At 69.3% G+C, this 16,982-nt stretch carries 20 protein-coding genes and 1 tRNA gene; 12 read left to right on the top strand and 9 right to left on the bottom strand.

Annotation, left to right across the window (positions count from 1 at the left end; translation table 11 throughout):
• Positions 1-225: 225 nt before the first annotated feature.
• The 4 genes from E1181_RS07825 to E1181_RS07810 form a co-directional block, all read right to left on the bottom strand.
• Positions 226-630 (bottom strand): hypothetical protein, encoded by a 405-nt coding sequence (locus E1181_RS07825; RefSeq protein ID WP_132673286.1) that lies wholly within the window; start codon positions 628-630, stop codon positions 226-228.
• Between the two features lie 50 nt (positions 631-680).
• A complete protein-coding gene (locus E1181_RS07820) occupies positions 681-1,487 on the bottom strand; it encodes a L,D-transpeptidase family protein (protein WP_235876596.1) in 807 nt (268 codons plus the stop codon).
• Positions 1,488-1,839: 352 nt separating this feature from the next.
• Positions 1,840-2,610, bottom strand: coding sequence for an ABC transporter permease (locus tag E1181_RS07815; protein ID WP_132673285.1), 771 nt, complete (start codon positions 2,608-2,610; stop codon positions 1,840-1,842).
• The gene (locus tag E1181_RS07810; RefSeq protein WP_132673284.1) at positions 2,607-3,578 is read right to left on the bottom strand and encodes an ABC transporter ATP-binding protein; all 972 of its coding nucleotides are present in this window, start codon (positions 3,576-3,578) and stop codon (positions 2,607-2,609) included. Before E1181_RS07810 ends, E1181_RS07815 begins: the two co-directional genes overlap by 4 nt.
• A gap of 167 nt (positions 3,579-3,745) precedes the next feature.
• Between E1181_RS07810 and E1181_RS07805 the strand changes: the two genes are divergently transcribed.
• The 3 genes from E1181_RS07805 (at position 3,746) to E1181_RS07795 (ending at position 4,812) form a co-directional block, all read left to right on the top strand.
• On the top strand, positions 3,746-4,174 hold the full coding sequence (locus E1181_RS07805; RefSeq protein WP_132673369.1) for a MarR family winged helix-turn-helix transcriptional regulator: 429 nt from the start codon (positions 3,746-3,748) through the stop codon (positions 4,172-4,174).
• A 50-nt stretch (positions 4,175-4,224) separates the two neighbouring features.
• Positions 4,225-4,309, top strand: a tRNA-Ser gene (locus E1181_RS07800).
• Between the two features lie 50 nt (positions 4,310-4,359).
• On the top strand, positions 4,360-4,812 hold the full coding sequence (locus tag E1181_RS07795) for a YunG family protein (protein ID WP_235876595.1): 453 nt from the start codon (positions 4,360-4,362) through the stop codon (positions 4,810-4,812).
• Positions 4,813-4,927: 115 nt separating this feature from the next.
• On the opposite strand, the gene E1181_RS07790 is transcribed toward E1181_RS07795, so the two are convergent.
• Both E1181_RS07790 and E1181_RS07785 read right to left on the bottom strand, forming a co-directional pair.
• Positions 4,928-6,094, bottom strand: coding sequence for a metallophosphoesterase family protein (locus E1181_RS07790; protein ID WP_132673283.1), 1,167 nt, complete (start codon positions 6,092-6,094; stop codon positions 4,928-4,930).
• Between the two features lie 147 nt (positions 6,095-6,241).
• Entirely contained in the window at positions 6,242-7,015 is a 774-nt protein-coding gene (locus E1181_RS07785; protein ID WP_132673282.1) for a sporulation protein, read from the bottom strand.
• Positions 7,016-7,120: 105 nt separating this feature from the next.
• Here E1181_RS07785 and E1181_RS07780 point away from each other — a divergent pair, with 105 nt between their 5' ends.
• The 3 genes from E1181_RS07780 to E1181_RS07770 all read left to right on the top strand — a co-directional run bounded on the left by E1181_RS07780 (position 7,121) and on the right by E1181_RS07770 (position 8,548).
• A complete protein-coding gene (locus E1181_RS07780) occupies positions 7,121-8,008 on the top strand; it encodes an LLM class F420-dependent oxidoreductase (RefSeq protein WP_132673281.1) in 888 nt (295 codons plus the stop codon).
• 51 nt (positions 8,009-8,059) lie between these two features.
• Positions 8,060-8,278: a helix-turn-helix domain-containing protein gene (locus tag E1181_RS07775; RefSeq protein ID WP_132673280.1), complete on the top strand. Its 219-nt coding sequence runs from the start codon at positions 8,060-8,062 to the stop codon at positions 8,276-8,278.
• A gap of 81 nt (positions 8,279-8,359) precedes the next feature.
• Positions 8,360-8,548: a hypothetical protein gene (locus tag E1181_RS07770; protein WP_132673279.1), complete on the top strand. Its 189-nt coding sequence runs from the start codon at positions 8,360-8,362 to the stop codon at positions 8,546-8,548.
• Positions 8,549-8,594: 46 nt separating this feature from the next.
• Here the strand turns inward: E1181_RS07770 and E1181_RS07765 are convergent, their stop codons facing one another.
• Positions 8,595-9,206 (bottom strand): TetR/AcrR family transcriptional regulator, encoded by a 612-nt coding sequence (locus tag E1181_RS07765; protein ID WP_165944545.1) that lies wholly within the window; start codon positions 9,204-9,206, stop codon positions 8,595-8,597.
• A 189-nt stretch (positions 9,207-9,395) separates the two neighbouring features.
• On the opposite strand from E1181_RS07765, the gene E1181_RS07760 reads away from it, so the two are divergent.
• The 3 genes from E1181_RS07760 (at position 9,396) to E1181_RS07750 (ending at position 11,366) form a co-directional block, all read left to right on the top strand.
• Positions 9,396-9,830: a hypothetical protein gene (locus E1181_RS07760; RefSeq protein WP_132673277.1), complete on the top strand. Its 435-nt coding sequence runs from the start codon at positions 9,396-9,398 to the stop codon at positions 9,828-9,830.
• A 151-nt stretch (positions 9,831-9,981) separates the two neighbouring features.
• On the top strand, positions 9,982-10,587 hold the full coding sequence (locus tag E1181_RS07755; protein WP_132673276.1) for a hypothetical protein: 606 nt from the start codon (positions 9,982-9,984) through the stop codon (positions 10,585-10,587).
• A 131-nt stretch (positions 10,588-10,718) separates the two neighbouring features.
• Positions 10,719-11,366 (top strand): dihydrofolate reductase family protein, encoded by a 648-nt coding sequence (locus E1181_RS07750; protein WP_132673275.1) that lies wholly within the window; start codon positions 10,719-10,721, stop codon positions 11,364-11,366.
• A 39-nt stretch (positions 11,367-11,405) separates the two neighbouring features.
• Here the strand turns inward: E1181_RS07750 and E1181_RS07745 are convergent, their stop codons facing one another.
• A complete protein-coding gene (locus tag E1181_RS07745) occupies positions 11,406-12,917 on the bottom strand; it encodes a M28 family metallopeptidase (protein WP_132673274.1) in 1,512 nt (503 codons plus the stop codon).
• A gap of 151 nt (positions 12,918-13,068) precedes the next feature.
• Here E1181_RS07745 and E1181_RS07740 point away from each other — a divergent pair, with 151 nt between their 5' ends.
• Complete coding sequence (locus E1181_RS07740) at positions 13,069-14,046, top strand: NAD(P)H-quinone oxidoreductase (protein ID WP_132673273.1); 978 nt, start codon at positions 13,069-13,071, stop codon at positions 14,044-14,046.
• Between the two features lie 81 nt (positions 14,047-14,127).
• Here E1181_RS07740 and E1181_RS07735 read toward each other — a convergent pair whose 3' ends face one another.
• Positions 14,128-15,327 carry a cysteine desulfurase-like protein gene (locus tag E1181_RS07735; protein ID WP_132673272.1) on the bottom strand — a complete coding sequence of 400 codons (1,200 nt, stop codon included), beginning with the start codon at positions 15,325-15,327 and terminating at the stop codon, positions 14,128-14,130.
• 134 nt (positions 15,328-15,461) lie between these two features.
• Here E1181_RS07735 and E1181_RS07730 point away from each other — a divergent pair, with 134 nt between their 5' ends.
• Positions 15,462-15,995 carry a bacterial proteasome activator family protein gene (locus E1181_RS07730; RefSeq protein ID WP_132673271.1) on the top strand — a complete coding sequence of 178 codons (534 nt, stop codon included), beginning with the start codon at positions 15,462-15,464 and terminating at the stop codon, positions 15,993-15,995.
• Between the two features lie 107 nt (positions 15,996-16,102).
• Complete coding sequence (gene wzm / locus E1181_RS07725) at positions 16,103-16,966, top strand: galactan export ABC transporter permease subunit Wzm/RfbD (RefSeq protein ID WP_235876594.1); 864 nt, start codon at positions 16,103-16,105, stop codon at positions 16,964-16,966.
• The last annotated feature ends 16 nt before the right edge of the window (positions 16,967-16,982 follow it).

Genomic DNA, 16,982 nt, shown 5'->3' with positions numbered 1-16,982 from the left:
GCGCTCCCGCGAGGGAGGAGAACAACGGTGGTGGCCGGCGAAGAGAGGGGGAGTACTTCGCCGACCACCACCGCTGCGAATGCGGTCGCTTGAGCCGAAACGACCGCACTTCTTACGCGTAGCGATCTACGCAGCACCGGAATGTAGTGGCGGGCCGGGCCAGCCGCTACAAAAGCGACAGGGGACCACCCGTTCAGGTGGCCACCCCATCCATCCGGGTGGACTTCAGCCGGTCACCGCGTGGTGGCCCTGCACCGCGACGGGCGCCGGGGCCTCGGGCAGCGACTCCTCACCGGGCGAGACCTGGTGCGGCGGGTGCACGGCGGGCGGCTCGGTGGGCTCTTCGGCCGGCGGCTCGGTGGGCTCCTCCGCCGGGGGCTCGCTCGGGCCCTCCACGATCGGAGCGTTCGCCGCGCACACCACGTTCTGCGGGGACGCGACCGGCACGACCGCGCCGAGGATCGCGATGTTGTTGCCGCACAGCTGGATCGGCAGCACGCTCAGGTTGTTGTCGTTGCCGACGTTGACGCCGTCGTTGTCGGTGCTGTCGGCGAACGCCTGAGTGCCGCCGATGACCATGCTCGCGGTGCCCATGGCCAGCGCGCCCGCCAAGTAAGCAGTCTTGCGCATAGATCGCTTCCTCTTCCTTTTCCTGGTGGGGAATTCCACCCGCGGCGAAGTCACCGCAGGTGGACGAGCGTGCCCAGTGGCAGCTTTGCCAGCAGGCGCAGCGCGTCGTCGGGGACGCGGACGCAGCCGTCGCTGCTGGCCTGGCCGAAGACCGATGGGTCCGGCCAGCCGTGCAGCGCGACAGTGCCCGGCCCGCCTCCGTACGTGCTGAAGGTGTTGGAGTGGATGCCCAGCGGCAGGATGATCGGGCTGAACTTGGTGACCGTTTCCTCGATCGCGGCCATGATGTAGGTCCGGCCGCGCGGCGTCGGCGAATCCGCCGCCCCGACGCCGACCACCCACTCGCCGATGACAGCGCCGTCCCGGCGCACGGTCAGCCGCCGCGCGTCGATCTCGACGTCGACCACGTAGGGCGTGCGGGCGCGTTCGACCTGGTCGTCCTCCAGCACCCAGCCGGTGGCGCCGTTGGGCCGCGAGGGCAGCAGGACCTGGGCCCACCGGCCCTGTTCGGCGATCACCGGGACCCACGTGGGGTTGTTCAGCTGCTTGGCGGGCAGCTTCGCGATCACCGGCCCGCCGGGCGACTGGTGCACGGCCACGTCGGCCTGCACCCGCAGCACGACCCCCTCCGTCAGCCCACCCGGGGCGGGATCGGTGGGGGCGGTGGGAAATTCGGTGAACGTGGTGGAGTCGGCCTGCATGCCCAGGTCGGCCTTGGCCATGGCGTACGGAGGCCGTTCCACCGGCGCGCCCTCCCCCGCGCAACCGGTCATCGCGAGGCATGCCAAGCCCAGCGAGGCGGCCGTCAGCGACCGCGCCACCCGCGCGGTGCGTCCGGCTGTGCGACGTAGGCTCATCATCGGCTCCTGGCCCGTTGGCGCTGCGGCCCTCCGGGCCGAAACGCCTTGGGGCGCCCGGAGGTGGCAGCTGATCGGAGAGATCACATGCCGACGGAAAGCTATCCGGGCGTTCCAGCACCACCGCACCGGCCCACGCAGCGTCCGCGAGGAGAATTCGGGCTCTGATCAGCAAAAACAGGCATTCCGAGGAGCCACCGGAACCTCGTTACTGAGCAGTGATCACCTGATGGTGTGGATCTTTTACCTCGTTCGAGCTACGGCTTCGAGAAGTCCGAGCCTGCGGCGGTAGCCGCAGTTCCAGGTGTGGGACTCAGCTCGCTCCGCTGAGCAAGGTGATCCCTCAACGGCTCTAGTCGAGAGCGCGGCGCAGGAAGAACTTGATCCCCAGTGCGCCGAACAAGGCCGTCGCGAACAGCAGCGCCAGCACGCACACCCACGGCGCCATGTGCGGGATCCCCGGCAGCAGTGCGCCGCGCATGCCCTCGCTGACGTAGGTCAGCGGGTTGATCGCGCACAGCACCTGGAACCAGCGCAGGTGCTCCAGCTGCGCCCACGGGAACTGGGTCGCACCGGTGAACATCAGCGGCGCCAGGATCACCGCGAACATGATGTTGATGCGCCTCGGCGGCACCGCCGCACCCACCGTCAGCCCGACCGCGGCGCCCGCCGCCGACCCCAGCACCATGCACAGCAGCGCGAACGGCAGACCGCCCAGGTCCCAGTCGATCCGGCCGAGCATCCACACGCCCATCGGCACCATCAGGACCGCCGCGAACAGTCCGCGCAGCGCTCCGAAGAGCATCTTCTCCACCGCCACCCAGCTGATCGGCAGCGGCGCCAGCAGCCGGTCCTCGATCTCCCGCGAGTACGAGAAGTCCAGGACCAGCGGGAACGAGGTGTTCTGCAGCGCCACCAGGAACGCGTTGAGCGCGATCATGCCCGGCAGCAGCACCTGCGCGTAGCCGGGCTGGGTGTAGCCGAGCTCGCCGAGGACCTTGCCGAAGATGAACAGCAGCGCCACCGGCTGCACCAGCACCTGCGCGAGGAAGCTCGGCAGCTCCCGGCCGGTGACGAAGACGTCCCGACCGAGCACGGCGAGGAAAGCGCGGGCCGAGCTCATCGCAACTCCCGTCCGGTCAGGTCGATGAAGACGTCCTCCAGCGTCGCCGAGCCCAGCGACAGGTCGCTGACCGGAATCCGCTGCTCGTGCAGGGTCTGCGCGATCGGGCCGAGCAGCGCGGCCGGCTCGGACCCGACGTAGAGCCGGAGCCGCAGCTCAGCGGCATCGTCAGCGCTGATCCGCTCGACCCGGTGCACGCCGCGGACCTCGGCGAGCAGGTCGGTGATCTTGTCCGGGTGCTGGCCGTCGGGCAGGACCGTGGCGTCGAGGGTTCCGCTGCCGGGCAGCGAGCGGATCAGGGCTTCCGGTGCGTCGAGGGTCAGCAACTTGCCGTGGTCGACGACGCCGACGCGGTCGGAGAGCTTCTCGGCCTCGTCCATGTCGTGCGTGGTCAGCACCACCGTGACGCCCTGGTCGCGCAGGTCGTTGATCCGGTCGTGGACGAACAACCGGGCCTGCGGGTCCAGCCCGGTGGAGGGTTCGTCGAGGAACAGCACCTCGGGTTTGTGGATCAGCGCCCGGGCGATCATCAGCCGCTGCGCCTGACCGCCGGAGAGGTCGTCGACGCGAGCCTTGGCCTTGTCGGCCAGGCCCATGCGGTCCAGCAGCTCGTCGGCCAGCCGATGCCGTTCGGCGCGCGGAACGCCGTGGTAGGTGGCGTGCCAGATCAGGTTCTGCCGCGAGTTCAGCGAGCGGTCCAGGTTCACCCGCTGCGGCACGACGGCGACCTTGCTGCGCGCGGCCACCGGATTCGCGGCGACGTCCACGCCGGCGACCACCGCTCGCCCGCTGGTCGGCTCGACCCTGGTGGTGAGGATGCCGACGGTGGTGGTCTTGCCCGCGCCGTTGGGGCCGAGCAGCCCGAAGACCTCGCCCGCCCGCACCTGGAAGGACAGCCCGTCGACCGCGTTGGCGCGGCTCTTGGGATAGCGCTTGACCAGCTCGCTGACCTCGACCGCGACCGACACATCGACCCCCTGGTTCGGCCTCGATGCTAGTCGCGAGAACCGGAGGTCGGGAATTCCACTTTCAACCTGAGGTTTCCGACCTGGACACGCGTCCCCGCAGAGCTCGGTAACCTGACCGGGTGAGTGAGGCGACCGAGCAGCTGACCCCCTGGCTGGGCGACACGGAGATGACGGCCTGGCGCGCCTACATCGTGGGCAGCGCCCTGCTGGAGCATCGGCTCAACCGAGAACTGCAGGTCGCGCACGGCCTGTCCATCGCCGACTACGAGATCCTCGTCTCGCTGTCGGAGGCTCCGGACATGCAGATGCGGATGAGCGAGCTGGCGAACGGCATCGCGCATTCCAAGAGCCGCATGTCCCACCAGATCCGCCGGATGGAGAGCGAGGGCCTGGTCCGCCGCCAGGAATGCCCGCAAGACGGCCGAGGCGTGCTCGCCGTCCTCACCGAGCAGGGCCTGGCCAAGCTGCGCGAAGCCGCCCCGTCCCACGTCCAGGGCGTCCGCGACCACATGATCGACCTGCTCGACGCCGACGAGCAGAAAACCCTCGCGGCGATCTTCAGCCGCCTCACCGACCACCTCCGCAGCCTCGAATGACCCCGGACCGGCTGTAGGCCGACCACCCGGAGTTGGCTACGCTGCGGCGTGGAAGCGTGGCAGAGCGGCCGAATGCACTCGCCTTGAAAGCGAGCGTCGCGAGAGCGACCGCGGGTTCGAATCCCGCCGCTTCCGCTCAGCTGACCAGCACGAACAGGACCCGACGGGACATTTCCCGCCGGGTCTTGTTGCTGTTCGTCTCGATTCTCCTCTCAGTTGCACCTGCCCTGTCGGTGGGCTTCGGGATGCTGCATCGCATGGTCTTCAGGTCTTTGATCGAGGTGGAGCGTGCGATTCGGGCTTCGTGGGGCAGCGACACCTGTGCTCCGGAAGACGTTCCCGACTGGTGCCCCGACAACCCCGCACGAGGTCAGTGCGGGACCACGGCTCTCGTCCTCAACGATCTCTTCGGTGGGGTCCTCATGCGAGGAGAGGTTCACCGCGACGGCGAATGGGTCGATTATCACTGGTGGAACCGTCTCGGTGACGGACTCGAACTGGACCTGACCCGAGAGCAGTTCGCCGCCAACGAGCTCGTCGGCCCCGGGGAAGCCGTCTCCCGCCCAACCGGCAGCGGACGCCTCGACGCTGAGTACGAAACCCTCCGGAGACGAGTTCGAGAACGCCTCGGGCACTAGCCAGGTGTCGCGAGAAACAGCCGAAACGGGGTTGTTTCGTGCTCCACACCGCGAACTGAACCGTCCGGGCGGAACCGACATCGATCTTGGGCGGTTCGGACCAGAACCGCCTCGGTCAGCGGCCTTCGGGCATGGGCAGCGGGTCCATGCTCTGGTCGGTGTCGGAGAGGTCGATGCCGTAGTCGGCGGCGAAGACGTTGTGGGTTTCCACGGTCACGTCCTTGCCCGTGTCGTTGAGGTTGAACACGCGGGCGCCGCGGAGCCGGTGGTTGCCCTCGCCGCCGAGCCCGTAGGTGCCGAAACCGGTGCCGGGCCCGTAACCGAGCAGCACGCCGTAGTAGTCGCCCTGGTAGGTGTTGATGTGGTCGTGCCCGACGAACACGCCCTTGACGTCACCGCGGTGCTGGATCGCCGAGAACATCCCGGAGTTGAACGGTCCCGGGCACTCGTCCTCGTTGCGCTCGCCCGTGATGCCGTGCTTCTTGACCGCACGCGCGTGATCGGCCTCGGTGCGGCCGTCCACGCTGGCGAACCACATGAACCGGTGCTCCCAGAGGCAGATGTGGTGGAACATCAGGCTGGGCACCCGGAACCCGAAGCGCTCCTCCAGGGCGGCGGAGGTGTCCAGGTACCAGTTGATCTGATCGCCGCGCAGCCAGTCCCAGTCCGGGTAGCCCTCGAAGTCCTGACCCGCGATCTGCTCGGGCGCGTAGCGGCCGCTGTCGAGCAGCCAGACGTTGAAGGCCGGTGCGGCACCGCGAGAGTCGTTGATCAGCAGGTTCATGTTCCCGGTGCCGGTGACGCCCTCGGGCCCGAGCTCGTTGACGTTGTTCGGGTAGCCGCGGAAGAACTCCAGCATGTCCGGTTCGGCGAAACCGGTCTTCGGGGTGGAGTCCTCGTCGTGGTTGCCGAAGGTCACGGCCCACGGCACACCGCGGCGCTCCATCGGCTGCACGATGTTGTTGAGGGCCTGCTTGGCCTCCAGCTCGGTGTTCGGGTCACCGTTGATGAGGTCGCCGACCAGCACGACGAGGTCGGGCTTCTCGCTGTCGAGCACCCGTTCCATCAGTTCGATCGTGCGGCGGTCGATGCGGTGGCCGTCCTGGGTGTCGTTGAACTGGACGATCTTGAACTTGCCGTTGTCGTTGAACCGCAACGAGGTCTCGCCCGCGCCGACTGCCGTCGGCTGCCCGGTCGAGCCGAACGCCACCGCCAGCGCTCCGACCCCACCTGCCTTGAACACGCTGCGGCGATCCACACCCGAAACGGCCCACTTCGACACGCTTTCCACTCCCTCTCGTCGGAACGACGAAAGCTTGTTCCACCAACGTGATCCTCGGGTGAACCTCTCGGGGACCACAGCCGAAATGTCCGAGATCGCACGGTTCTCGGAGCGGCCGCGACCCCGCCGGGCCGCGGCCGTCCGGGGTCACAGCCAGCCGCTGCCCATGCGTGAGAGGTGGTTGTGCAGCTCGGCCGTCCAGTCGACCTGGGGAATCGCCTGGTAGTCGATGTTGAGGACGTTGGTGAGGTCTCGGCCGCTGGAGAGCAGGCCCGCCTTCTTGTCCCCTTCGATCACCACGTCGAGACCGTCGTCGCCTGCGATGAAGGTGACTTCGAGCTGCCTCAGGCGTGGGTAGTTCGGGGAGCCGTGGAACTCGATCTCCTGGTAGAACGGCAGCGTCTGGCGGGTTCCGCGCAGGTGGCCCGCCTCGCAGTCGACCCGGTGCAGGTGGAAGCCGAGGCGTTCCACCGCCTCCAGCAGGACGTGCTGGGCGGGCAGCGCACCGACCCCGACCGGATCGGTGTCGGTGGCGTCGACCGCGCCGCTGATCTCCAGCCTGGTGCGGATCGCGACCTCACCGCCCGGCAGGTGTCGGCCGGCGTAGAACGTGATCGGGGTTTCCATCGGGGCCGTCACCTGGAACGGCAGCTCCACGACCTGGCCCGGCTGCAGGGCCACGGCCTCCCCGACCCGCTGCCGGCCGAAGCCGCGCACCGACTCGACCTCGTCGTCGTTGACCTCGCGCTCCACGCGGGTCGCGAACTCGACCGACACGCCGTCCAGCTGCTGCGGGACCTCACCGCCGCGCAACCGCACGACCCCGTGGACCTGACCGCCCGGCTGCACGCCCGGGGTGTGCAGCTCGGTCTCCACGTCGGCGCCACCGACGCCGACCGCCGCCAATAACTTCTTGAACATGCCCCCAGTCTTGCGGGCGTGCCCGCCGCGCGGGCCCGAATCCCCCATTGTTCAGGTACTTCTCAGCGAAACGCGACAACGGCCGCGCGGGTATAGCGTCGGGGCATGACTCAGATCGATTTCCAGTCCCGCGTGGGCGTGTGGTGGACCAGCGATGCCTGGAGCATCCAGGACGTGCGCTCCCGGGCGAAGGAGATGGAAGGGCTCGGCTACGGTTCGCTGTTCTACGGCGAGGCGTTCGGCAAGGAGTCGCTGACGCAGGCCGGAGCCCTGCTCGGAGCGACCGAGCGGCTCGTCGTCGGCACCGGCATCGCCAACATCCACTCCCGCGACGCCACGGCCGCCGAAGCCGGCTCCCGCACCCTCTCCGCCCTGCACCCCGGGCGCTTCGTGCTCGGGCTCGGCGTCAGCCACGCTCCCCTCGTCGAGGGCAACGCCGGGACCTACGCCAAGCCGCTGGCGACCATGCGCACCTACCTCAAGCGCATGGACGAGCTCTCGGACGAGGTCGAGCCCGGTGCCGCGCGGCCGGCCCGGCTGCTGGCCGCGCTCGGCCCGAAGATGATCGAGCTGTCCGGCACGGCCGGCGACGGCGCGCACCCGTACCTGGTCACCCCGGAGCAGACCGCGAGCACGCGCGAGCTGCTCGGACCCGACAAGTGGGTCGTCAGCGAGCAGGCGGTCGCGCTGACCACCGACCGCGAGGTCGGGCTGCGCCGCGCCCACGAGCACCTGCACATGTACTCGCAGCTGCCGAACTACCGGAACTCCTGGCTGCGGCAGGGCTTCGACGAGTCCGACCTCGTCGTCGGTGGTTCCGACAAGCTCGCCGAGGCCCTGGTGGCGATCGGCGACGCCAAGGCGATCGCCGAGCACGTGCGGCGCCACCTGGACGCGGGGGCGGATCACGTGGTCATCCAGGTCCTCGGGGACGACCCGTCCGCGGACCCGCTGCCCGCGCTGCGCGAGATCGCACCGGCACTCGATCTGTGAGCCTTGCGTCAGGGTGACGGACCGGTGATCTTGCGCCGATAGGGTCGGCGCGTGAGTGGAACCGAGCAAGAACACCCCCACGACACCGAGGACCTGGTCCGCCTGGTGCTCCTCACCCGACAGGAACTGGGCTGGGACCAGGCGAAGCTCGCCGCGTCGGCCGGAATATCCGAGTCCGACGTGGCGCGCTTCGAGGCTCAGGAGATCGTCCCGGCCAAGCCGCTGGCGCTTCGGTTCCTCGAAGTGATGGGCGTGGTGGTGCAGGCCTGAACCCGCTCGTCATCGAGGGTTCAGCTTCCCGACGGAGGGCTCGGGGAACGCGGGCTGCCCTGTGCTGCGAGCATGGGGGTCGTGGATGAGACGCAAGACGTGAAGGCCCGGTCCAAGCCCACCGGCGCCGCCGTGTGCGCGCACCTCGGCATCGGGGTCGACGACGAACAGGCGAAGCTCGCCCGCGACCGGCTCAACAAGTCGCTGGCGAACTACAGGGTGGCGTTGCTGGCAGGGGAACAGGCGAGCGCCGAGGTCGTCGGCGCCTGACGGCGCGCCGACCAGGCCGGCGGCGAGCGCGCTCCGCCCGGCGGAGCTAGCTCGTCGCGATGCGCTGCGCCTTGGCGCGTTCCTCGGTGGCCCGCTGTTCGCCGATGAACGGGGCGACGACGCAGAAGAGCAGATCGGGCAGCAGTTCGGGCAGCTGCTCGGCCTCACCGCGCTGCACGCGGTTGTAGAGGACTTCGAGGACCGCCCCGACGATGGTCTCGGCGGTGAAGCTCGCCCCCAGCGCGGTCTGCGGGAAGTTCCGCGTCTGCTCGGTGATCACCTCGGTGAGGCTGCTGATGATCTCGCCGCGGCGGCGCAGCGCCTCAGGACCCGCGGCGAAGACCTCGACGATGCCCAGCGCGGCCGCGTCCGGATCCGCCGCGAGCTCGCGCAGCGTGCTCTCCAGCGCTTCGCGAGCGCTGGCGACGTAGTCCTCGTGCGCCGAGTAGGCGGTGTGCACGGCCGTGACCAGGCGATCCGCGACGCCGTCGAACGCGGCGAGGAACGCGACCTGCTTGTTGGCGAAGTGCTGGTAGAAGGTCTTGCGCGAGACACCGGCCCCGCTGACGAAGTCCTCGACCGTCGCGTCCGCGTAGCCGCGCCGACCGACGGCGGTCACCACGGCGTCGAGGATGCGGCCGCGCTGGTCGTCGGCCACCTGATCCGCCGGGATTCCGTGCCGCCCAGGCGGCAGTTTCCGCTGATCGCGGGGAACCCTGGCGCCCACCTGCCTGCTACCTCGCTCGTGGTCGATGGATCAGCTTGCCGGAAGCAAGATCTTCAAATCGAGCTTACCGGCCCGCTAACGTGCCCGCGTAGACATTCCGGGGGGAACGAAGGTGAGCACGTGATCTCGAATTCGCCTGAGTCGTTCGCCGATGCGGTGGAGGCGTGGCACGCGGCCTGCAAACAGGCGTGCCTGGAGAATCGGAACTGCCTTGATCGATACGGCGCGGTGGTCGCCGCGCTGATCACCTGGTTGGCCGACAACCCGGCCGCCGCCCGGCTGTACTTCGGCGACTGCGATGAGACCGAACATCCCTGGCTATCGGCCTACGTCCGTTCCTCCGCGAACGATCTGACCAGGTCGCTCGTCGAGTTGAACGCGGCGCACAACCAGCCGGAGAACAAGACGAGGATCGAATTCGTCATCGGGGCGCTCCGCCACCTCGTTCGCGAGGAATTACGCAGGGAAACGGTCGACCACACCCGATTGGCCCACCGGCTCACCCGATTCGCCCCACTTCTTCCAACAAATCAGAACTGCGGCGAACACTGGTGATCACACCTGTCATTGCGGTTTAGAAACATGCGTGTTTCTATACATTTTCCCTCAGGCGCAGCCTCGAATTCACCACCTCTCCACACCACTCCGCGACGCGAACCGACGTGTCGCCGGAGCTGCGAGGCATGCCCCACGACAGGAGGTCATGATGCGCGCAGGACGACGCAAGATCGCAGCAGTGGCGATGATCGCCGCGTTCTCCCTCGGCGGCGCCGCGGCGGCCCAGGCGGCCACCGCCCAGGCCGTGCAGTGGAACCCGCAGAACACCGTCGAACCCATCACGCTCGTGAGCGGAACGCAGCTGGTCATGAGGGCCAACACCGGCGTCGAGGTCAGGTGCGACGTGGTCAACGGCAACGTCCAGGCACCTGTCGGCGGCAACCCGGCCGTCGCCGGAACCGTTGATTCCTCCGGCGCTCCTGCCGCGCCGACCATCACCGACTGCACCAACACGCTCGCCCCGTCGGCGGCCACCACCGTCACCCCGTCCGGCCAGTGGCTGGCCACCGCGACCAGCACCGGCAGCGTCGACATCAGCCAGGCCAGCGCGACGGTGACCATCAGCGGAGCGTGCACGATCACCGTGGACAACGCCGCGGTCCCGGCCAACGGCTGGGACAACGGGACCCATCAGCTGACCGCCAACTCCCATTCCTCGTTCCCGATCAACGAGAGCGGCCTGCTCTGCGACGGCGCGACCAGCGCGACGCTCAGCGGCACGCTGCAGCTCCCGGCAGAGGTGACCATCTCCTGACCCGGAGAGCGGGGCGCGGCGACGACCGCGCCCCGCTCGTGCGCAGCGGAGTTGCGCAAGATCGGAGAAGACAACGTCGGTGGGGCGTCCTAGGTTCGACGGGTCGAACGATCGCAGGAAGGACATCTCACATGGCGCAGCGCGTCCGCGTTCACTGCATGAGCGTCTCCCGGGACGGCATCGGAGCAGGTCACGACCAGAGCTTCGAGCAGCCGTTCGGCACGGCCGTGAACCCGGAGGCGATGTTCTCCTGGGCCGGTGCCACCGCCAGCTGGCCGAACCGCACCGACGCAGGCGGCACCCGGGGCTTCGAGGACCACCTCACGCGCGACTTCACCCGCAACATCGGCGCCGAGATCATGGGGCGCAACAAGTTCGGCCCGCTGCGCGGCCCCTGGCAGGACCACGAGTGGCAGGGCTGGTGGGGCGACGAGCCGCCGTTCCACACCCCGGTCTTCGTCCTCACCCACCACGAGCGGCCCTCGTTCACGCTCGCCGACACCACGTTCCACTTCCTCGACGCGACGCCGCAGGAGGCCATCGAGAAGGCGAAGGCCGCCACGGACGGCAAGGACGTGCGCATCGGCGGTGGCATCACCACGCTGCGCGAGTTCATCGACGCCGACCTCATCGACGAGATGCACATCGCCGTCGTCCCGGTCGAGCTCGGCGACGGTATCCGCCTCTGGCAGAGCCCCGACGAGCTCACCGACCGCTACCACCTGGAGCGCGTCACCGCCCCGAGCGGCGTCGAGCACCACTTCTTCTGGAAGCGCTGAGCGGGGCGCGGCGACGACCGCGCCCCGCTCAGCGGCTGGTCAGCTCGCGTTGTGGCCGTGCGGGATCGCACGGCCCTCGGCGTGCGCGGCGAAGGTGGACAGCTGCGCCTGGCGCAGGCGTGCCCGCTCCTCGCGGGTCTGCATGCCGTTGATCGCCTCCGTGCTGTGCGAGTACGCCTCGACGACGTTGGCCAGCCCCTTGGCGTTGCGCTCCAGGGCGAGGCGGTCGATGTTGCCGAGGTGGTCGGCCGCCTGGTGGTAGTTCGGGTCGTAAGCCGCGCCCGCGGTGCCGCCCCACTTGGCGGCCTGGGCCTCGGTCTTGACCCCTTCGGCGCCGGTGAACAGCCCGCCCGCGGGGATGCCGTTGGCGATGAACTCGCCGTAGTCGGAGCGGCCGTTGAAGTCCGTGCCCTCCAGCTCCACGCCCTGCGCGGCCATCGCGGCCACGAAGTCCTTCTCGATCTGACCCGAACCCTGCGGGCCGGGGCCCGAGCCGACGGCGTCGGAGTCGTCACCGTCGTAGGCGAAGTAGCCGGCGTTCGGCGAACCGATCATGTCGAAGTTCAGGTACAGCGCGATGTCGAGCTGCTGCTCGAAGGTCAGGCCCTGCACGTACTTGGTGGAACCGATCAGGCCCGACTCCTCCGCCCCCCACCAGGCGAAGCGCACCGCGTTCTCGGTCTGCGGGCTGCCGCCCATGCGCAGCGCGGTCTCCAGCAGTCCGGCGCTGCCGCTGCCGTTGTCGTTGATGCCCGGCCCTTCCGCGACGCTGTCCAGGTGCGCGCCCGCCATCACGACGTTGTCGGGGCGGCCGGTGCGGGTCTGCGCGACGACGTTGCGGGTGGTGACGGTCTCCAGCCGCGACTGGACGTCCAGCTTCACCTCGGCGCCCGCCTGCCCGGCCAGGGCCTCGCCGACCTGCTTGGTCACGCCCGCGCTGGGGATGCGCGCGTCCGCGGGGTCGCCGAGCGTGCCGTTGAGCGGCCCGTCGACGTTGTTGTAGATGATCGCGCCCGCAGCACCGAGATCCGCTGCGACCCGCTGCTTGTCGGCGAAGGTGCAGGAGCCGCGCTGGATCAGCACGACCGAACCCGCCACGTCAGCGGGGAAGTCCGTGGCCTCGCAGCCCGGGGTGTCGTCGACAGCGGCGACCGACAGCGGGGCGGTGATCCCGCCCTGCGGGGTGGCCGGGGAGTACTCCAGCGCGTTGCCCTCGGTCGGCTGACCGGCGACCGCGAGGCTGAAGGAGTCCAGGTAGTAGGCGTCGTAGGTGAACTCCGGGGTGGTCACGTCGAAACCCGCACCGCGCAGCTTGCCCGCGACGTGGTCCACGCTCGCCTCGTACCCGGGAAGCCCGGAGGCGCGGTTCCCGCCGTTGCTGTCGGCGATCCGCTGCAACGCGATCAGGTGACGGTTGACGGCGTCACCGGTGATCCGGTCGCCGAGACCGGCCGGTGCCGCGGAAGCCGGGGCGATGGCGACCAGAGCTGCCGCGCAGGTGGCGGCCAGAGCAGCGGCCGTGCGTCTGGGTGTGATGGTTCGCGAACTCATCGAGCTCCCCCGTTTTGTGCGGATTGGGTGTTTGTCCGATCCAGTCAAGCGAACCCGGACGAAGTTCAGAAGCGGGAATCTTTCCCGTTTTTCCCGACTCGGCCCGCGATCTCGGTTTTCGCGCCGCCCGAGGCTGACTACCGTCACGGGCATGCATGGGATTTCAATCCGCGAGCCCGGTGACCCCGACGTCCTGGTGTGGACCGAACACCCGGACCCCCAGCCCGGCCCCGGTGAGGTGGTCATCGACGTCGTGGCCAGCGCGGTCAACCGCGCCGACCTCGCTCAGCGCCAAGGCAACTACCCGCCGCCCAAGGGCGCAAGCGAGATCCCCGGACTGGAGTGTTCCGGGACCATCGCCGAGATCGGCGAAGGCGTGACCGGCTGGAACGTCGGCGACGAGGTGTGCGCTCTGCTGGCCGGCGGCGGCTACGCCGAGCGGGTGGCCGTCCCGGCGGCGCAGGTGCTGCCCAAACCCGCCGGGGTGGACCTGGTCGAGGCGGCCGGGATCCCCGAGGTCGCCTGCACCGTCTGGTCGAACGTGGTCATGGAGGCCGGACTGCGCGAAGGGCACCTGTTCCTGGTGCACGGCGGCGCGGGCGGCATCGGGACCTGCGCGATCCAGATCGCCAAGGCGCTGGGCGCGCGGGTCGCGGCGACCGCGGGATCGGCCGAGAGCCGCGCGCTCTGCGCGGAACTGGGCGCCGATCCGGTGATCTCCTACCGCGACGAGGACTTCGTGGAGGTCGTCAAGGGCCTCGGCGGGGCGAACGTCATCCTCGACAACATGGGCGCGTCCTACCTGGACCGGAACCTCTCGGCGCTGGCCATGGACGGGTTCTTGGCCGTGATCGGGATGCAGGGCGGCGCCAAGGCCGAGCTGAACATGGGCAAGATGCTGATGAAGCGCCTGCGCATGTCGGCCCTCGGCCTGCGCGGACGGCCCGTGGAGGGACCGAACGGCAAGGCCCGCATCGTCGCCGACGTGCGCCAACGCCTCTGGCCGCTGATCGAGAGCGGCGAGGTGCGGATGCCGGTGCACGCGCAGGTCCCGATGGCCGAGGCGTCCCGCGCCCACGCCACCCTCGAATCGGGAGACGTCCGGGGCAAGATCCTCCTGGTGCGGTGAAGGCGGATTCGAATTTCGCGCGACATTCGAGCCCGAACTTCGGCGTTCGAATTTCGCGCGAAATTCGAGTTCCCCACCCGGTCAGGTGAGGTCGGCGACCGCCTGGACGAGCTGGTCGACCTCGGTGGAGTTCGTGTAGTGCGCCAGGCCGACCCGGATGGCTCCGCCGACCTCCGCTGCGCCCAGGGCCGCGAAGACGCCGTGGGTGCCCGGATCGGCGAAGGCGCAGATGCCCTGGTCGGCCAGGTGCGACACGGCGTCGGTGGCCTTGACGCCGTTGACGGTGAAGGCCACCGACGGGATCCGGCGCATGGCGTCGCCGATGAGCATCACCTCGGGGAGCTTGCGCAGCCCGTTGGTCAGGTTGGTCAGCAGACCCGCCTGGTAGGACTTCACCGCGCGCAGCGAGGTCAGCAGCCGTTCCCGGCGCGGCCCGATGGCCGCGTCGTCGAGACCGGCGAGGTAGTCCACGGACGCGACCAGGCCCGCGAGCAGCGGCAGCGCGTGCGGCCCCATCTCCAGGCGCTCCGGTCCCCGGGCGCTGTGGTCCAGCGACACCGACGGCAGGTGGTCGAGCATCGCCGGGTCGCGGAAGGCCAGGGCACCCACCTGCGGACCGCCCCACGCCGAAGCGTTGACCGCGACCACGTCGGCGCCCATCTCGGTGATGTCCAGCGGGACGAACGGCGCGGCGGAGGAGGCGTCGACGACCAGCAGCGCGTCGTGCTCGTCAGCGGCCTCCGCGGCCGGGCGGATGTCCGGGCGGGTGCCGACCGCGCCCGAAGCGGCCGTGATCGCCACGACCTTCGTGCGCGGCGTGACCAGGTCGCCGTACTGCCAGGTCGGCAGCTCGCAGGTCTCGATGTCGATCTCGGCCCAGCGCACGGTGGACCCGGAGCGCTGGGCGGCGCGCTGCCACGGGTCGACGTTGTCGGGCGAGTCCAGCCGGGAGACGACGACGTCGTCGCCGATCATCCAGCCGTCGCCCAGGGCGTCGGCGAGCCTGCCGAGCAGCACGGCCGAGTTCGGCCCGAGCACCACCCCGGAGGGCTTGGCACCCACGAGATCCGCGATCGCGCGACGAGCGGCCTCCACGATCGCCTCGGCGCGCTGCGAAGCGGGGAAGTTCCCGCCAGGACCGGAAACCGGGGCCCGCAGGGCGGTGGACGCCGCCGTGGCCACCTGCTCGGGAACCTGCATGCCTGCCGGGGCGTCCAGGTGCACCCACCCGTCGCCGAGCGCCGGGAAGAGTCCGCGAACCGCCGCGACGTCAAACGCCATGATTCAGACATTACTGAAACGCCGAGCTCGGCGGCGTCCAGGGTGGCCGATACTGCATCACTCGCGAGCCGTCGCCCCAGCGCTGCGGGCGAGTCGGCACGACCCGTGCCACGACCTCGCGGCACACTGGAACCATGGCAGCCATGAACGAACAAGAGCGTCCGCAGGTGTTCGTGGTGGGCGAGGACGGCAACCCCGTGGGTGCCGGCGCGACCGAAACCGGCGAAGACGGCCAGGAGCACGGCGAGGACATCAACGGCCTGGTCGAGCAACCGGCCAAGGTGATGCGCATCGGCACCATGATCAAGCAGCTGCTGGAGGAGGTCCGCCAGGCGCCCCTGGACGAGGCCAGCCGCAGCAGGCTCAAGGAGATCCACCAGTCCTCCATCCGCGAGCTGGAGCAGGGACTGGCACCGGAGCTCATCGAGGAGCTGGAGCGGCTGTCGCTGCCGTTCGCGCAGGAGACCACGCCCTCGGACGCCGAGCTGCGGATCGCCCAGGCACAGCTGGTCGGCTGGCTGGAGGGCCTGTTCCACGGCCTGCAGACCGCGCTCTTCGCGCAGCAGATGGCCGCGCGAGCCCAGCTGGAGCAGATGCGCCGAGGTCTGCCGGCAGGTTCCGGCGAACCGGACATGGGCCCGACCAAGGGCACCGGGCAGTACCTGTAGCGGTCCAGCGCGGTAACGGAAGGTAGCGCCCGACGTCAAGCGGGCGCTACGCCTTCGAGTGACGCCCAGGCCGAGTGTGCGCACGCGTGGTCGGTACTCTTTCGCTCGTGCATGCTACGAGCACGCTAGACCGACCCCCGGCGCCTTCTGAGATCTCGCCGCGGTCCTGGCGAAAAGCGTTCAACGACATTGGTGACGCCCTCAGCCAGCGACAGCTGTGGGCTCATCTGGGCTGGCAGGACATCAAGCAGCGCTACCGCCGCTCCGTCATCGGCCCGCTGTGGATCACCATCAGCATGGCCGTCACGGTCACGGCGCTCGGTCTGCTGTACTCGCAGCTGTTCGGGCAGCCGCTGGCGGAGCACCTGCCCTACCTGGCGGTCGGCTTCATCATCTGGGGCTTCATCGGCAACTGCGTCAACGACGGTGCCGAGGTCTTCATCTCCAACGAGGGGCTGATCAAGCAGCTCCCGGCACCGGTCAGCATCCACGTGCTGCGGCTGCTGTGGCGGCAGGTCCTGTTCTTCGCGCACAACCTCGCCGTGTACTTCGTGCTGCTGCTGATCTTCCCGCAGCCGCTGTCGTGGACGATCCTGCTGGCGATCCCGGCGTTCGTGCTGATCGGCCTCAACGGCGCCTGGGTGATCCTCGTGGTCGGCACCATCTCGACGCGGTTCCGCGACATCCCGCCGGTGACCCAGAGCATCGTGCAGCTGATGTTCTTCATGACGCCGATCGTGTGGAACTACGACCAGTTCAAGTCGAGCCCGAACCCGGTGATCGCGGAGCGCGCGAAGCTCGCCGAGATCAACCCGTTCATGCACTTCCTGGAGATCATCCGGCAGCCGATGCTCGGCAGTCCGATCGCCTGGCACCACTGGCTGGTGTGCGGCGCGATCACCGTCCTCGGCTGGGCAGTGGCGCTGTTCGTGCTGCGCAACTACCGTGCCCGTGTCTCCTACTGGGTCTGAGTGAGGCCGAATAAAC

The organism is Saccharopolyspora terrae (genome assembly GCF_004348435.1).
Taxonomy (GTDB): Bacteria; Actinomycetota; Actinomycetes; order Mycobacteriales; family Pseudonocardiaceae; genus Saccharopolyspora; species Saccharopolyspora endophytica.
The sequence above is the reverse complement of the archived record's forward strand: the minus strand, read 5'-3'. Positions and strand labels throughout refer to the sequence as shown.

Excerpts from the sequence above, each read along its gene's own strand:
- E1181_RS07825 (WP_132673286.1), bottom strand. The coding sequence starts at position 630 with ATGCGCAAGACTGCTTACTTGGCGGGCGCGCTGGCCATGGGCACCGCG.
- E1181_RS07820 (WP_235876596.1), bottom strand. The coding sequence starts at position 1,487 with ATGAGCCTACGTCGCACAGCCGGACGCACCGCGCGGGTGGCGCGGTCG.
- E1181_RS07815 (WP_132673285.1), bottom strand. The coding sequence starts at position 2,610 with ATGAGCTCGGCCCGCGCTTTCCTCGCCGTGCTCGGTCGGGACGTCTTC.
- E1181_RS07805 (WP_132673369.1), top strand. The coding sequence starts at position 3,746 with ATGACGGCCTGGCGCGCCTACATCGTGGGCAGCGCCCTGCTGGAGCAT.
- E1181_RS07785 (WP_132673282.1), bottom strand. The coding sequence starts at position 7,015 with ATGTTCAAGAAGTTATTGGCGGCGGTCGGCGTCGGTGGCGCCGACGTG.
- E1181_RS07780 (WP_132673281.1), top strand. The coding sequence starts at position 7,121 with ATGACTCAGATCGATTTCCAGTCCCGCGTGGGCGTGTGGTGGACCAGC.
- E1181_RS07755 (WP_132673276.1), top strand. The coding sequence starts at position 9,982 with ATGCGCGCAGGACGACGCAAGATCGCAGCAGTGGCGATGATCGCCGCG.
- E1181_RS07750 (WP_132673275.1), top strand. The coding sequence starts at position 10,719 with ATGGCGCAGCGCGTCCGCGTTCACTGCATGAGCGTCTCCCGGGACGGC.
- E1181_RS07745 (WP_132673274.1), bottom strand. The coding sequence starts at position 12,917 with ATGAGTTCGCGAACCATCACACCCAGACGCACGGCCGCTGCTCTGGCC.
- E1181_RS07740 (WP_132673273.1), top strand. The coding sequence starts at position 13,069 with ATGCATGGGATTTCAATCCGCGAGCCCGGTGACCCCGACGTCCTGGTG.
- E1181_RS07735 (WP_132673272.1), bottom strand. The coding sequence starts at position 15,327 with ATGGCGTTTGACGTCGCGGCGGTTCGCGGACTCTTCCCGGCGCTCGGC.
- E1181_RS07730 (WP_132673271.1), top strand. The coding sequence starts at position 15,462 with ATGGCAGCCATGAACGAACAAGAGCGTCCGCAGGTGTTCGTGGTGGGC.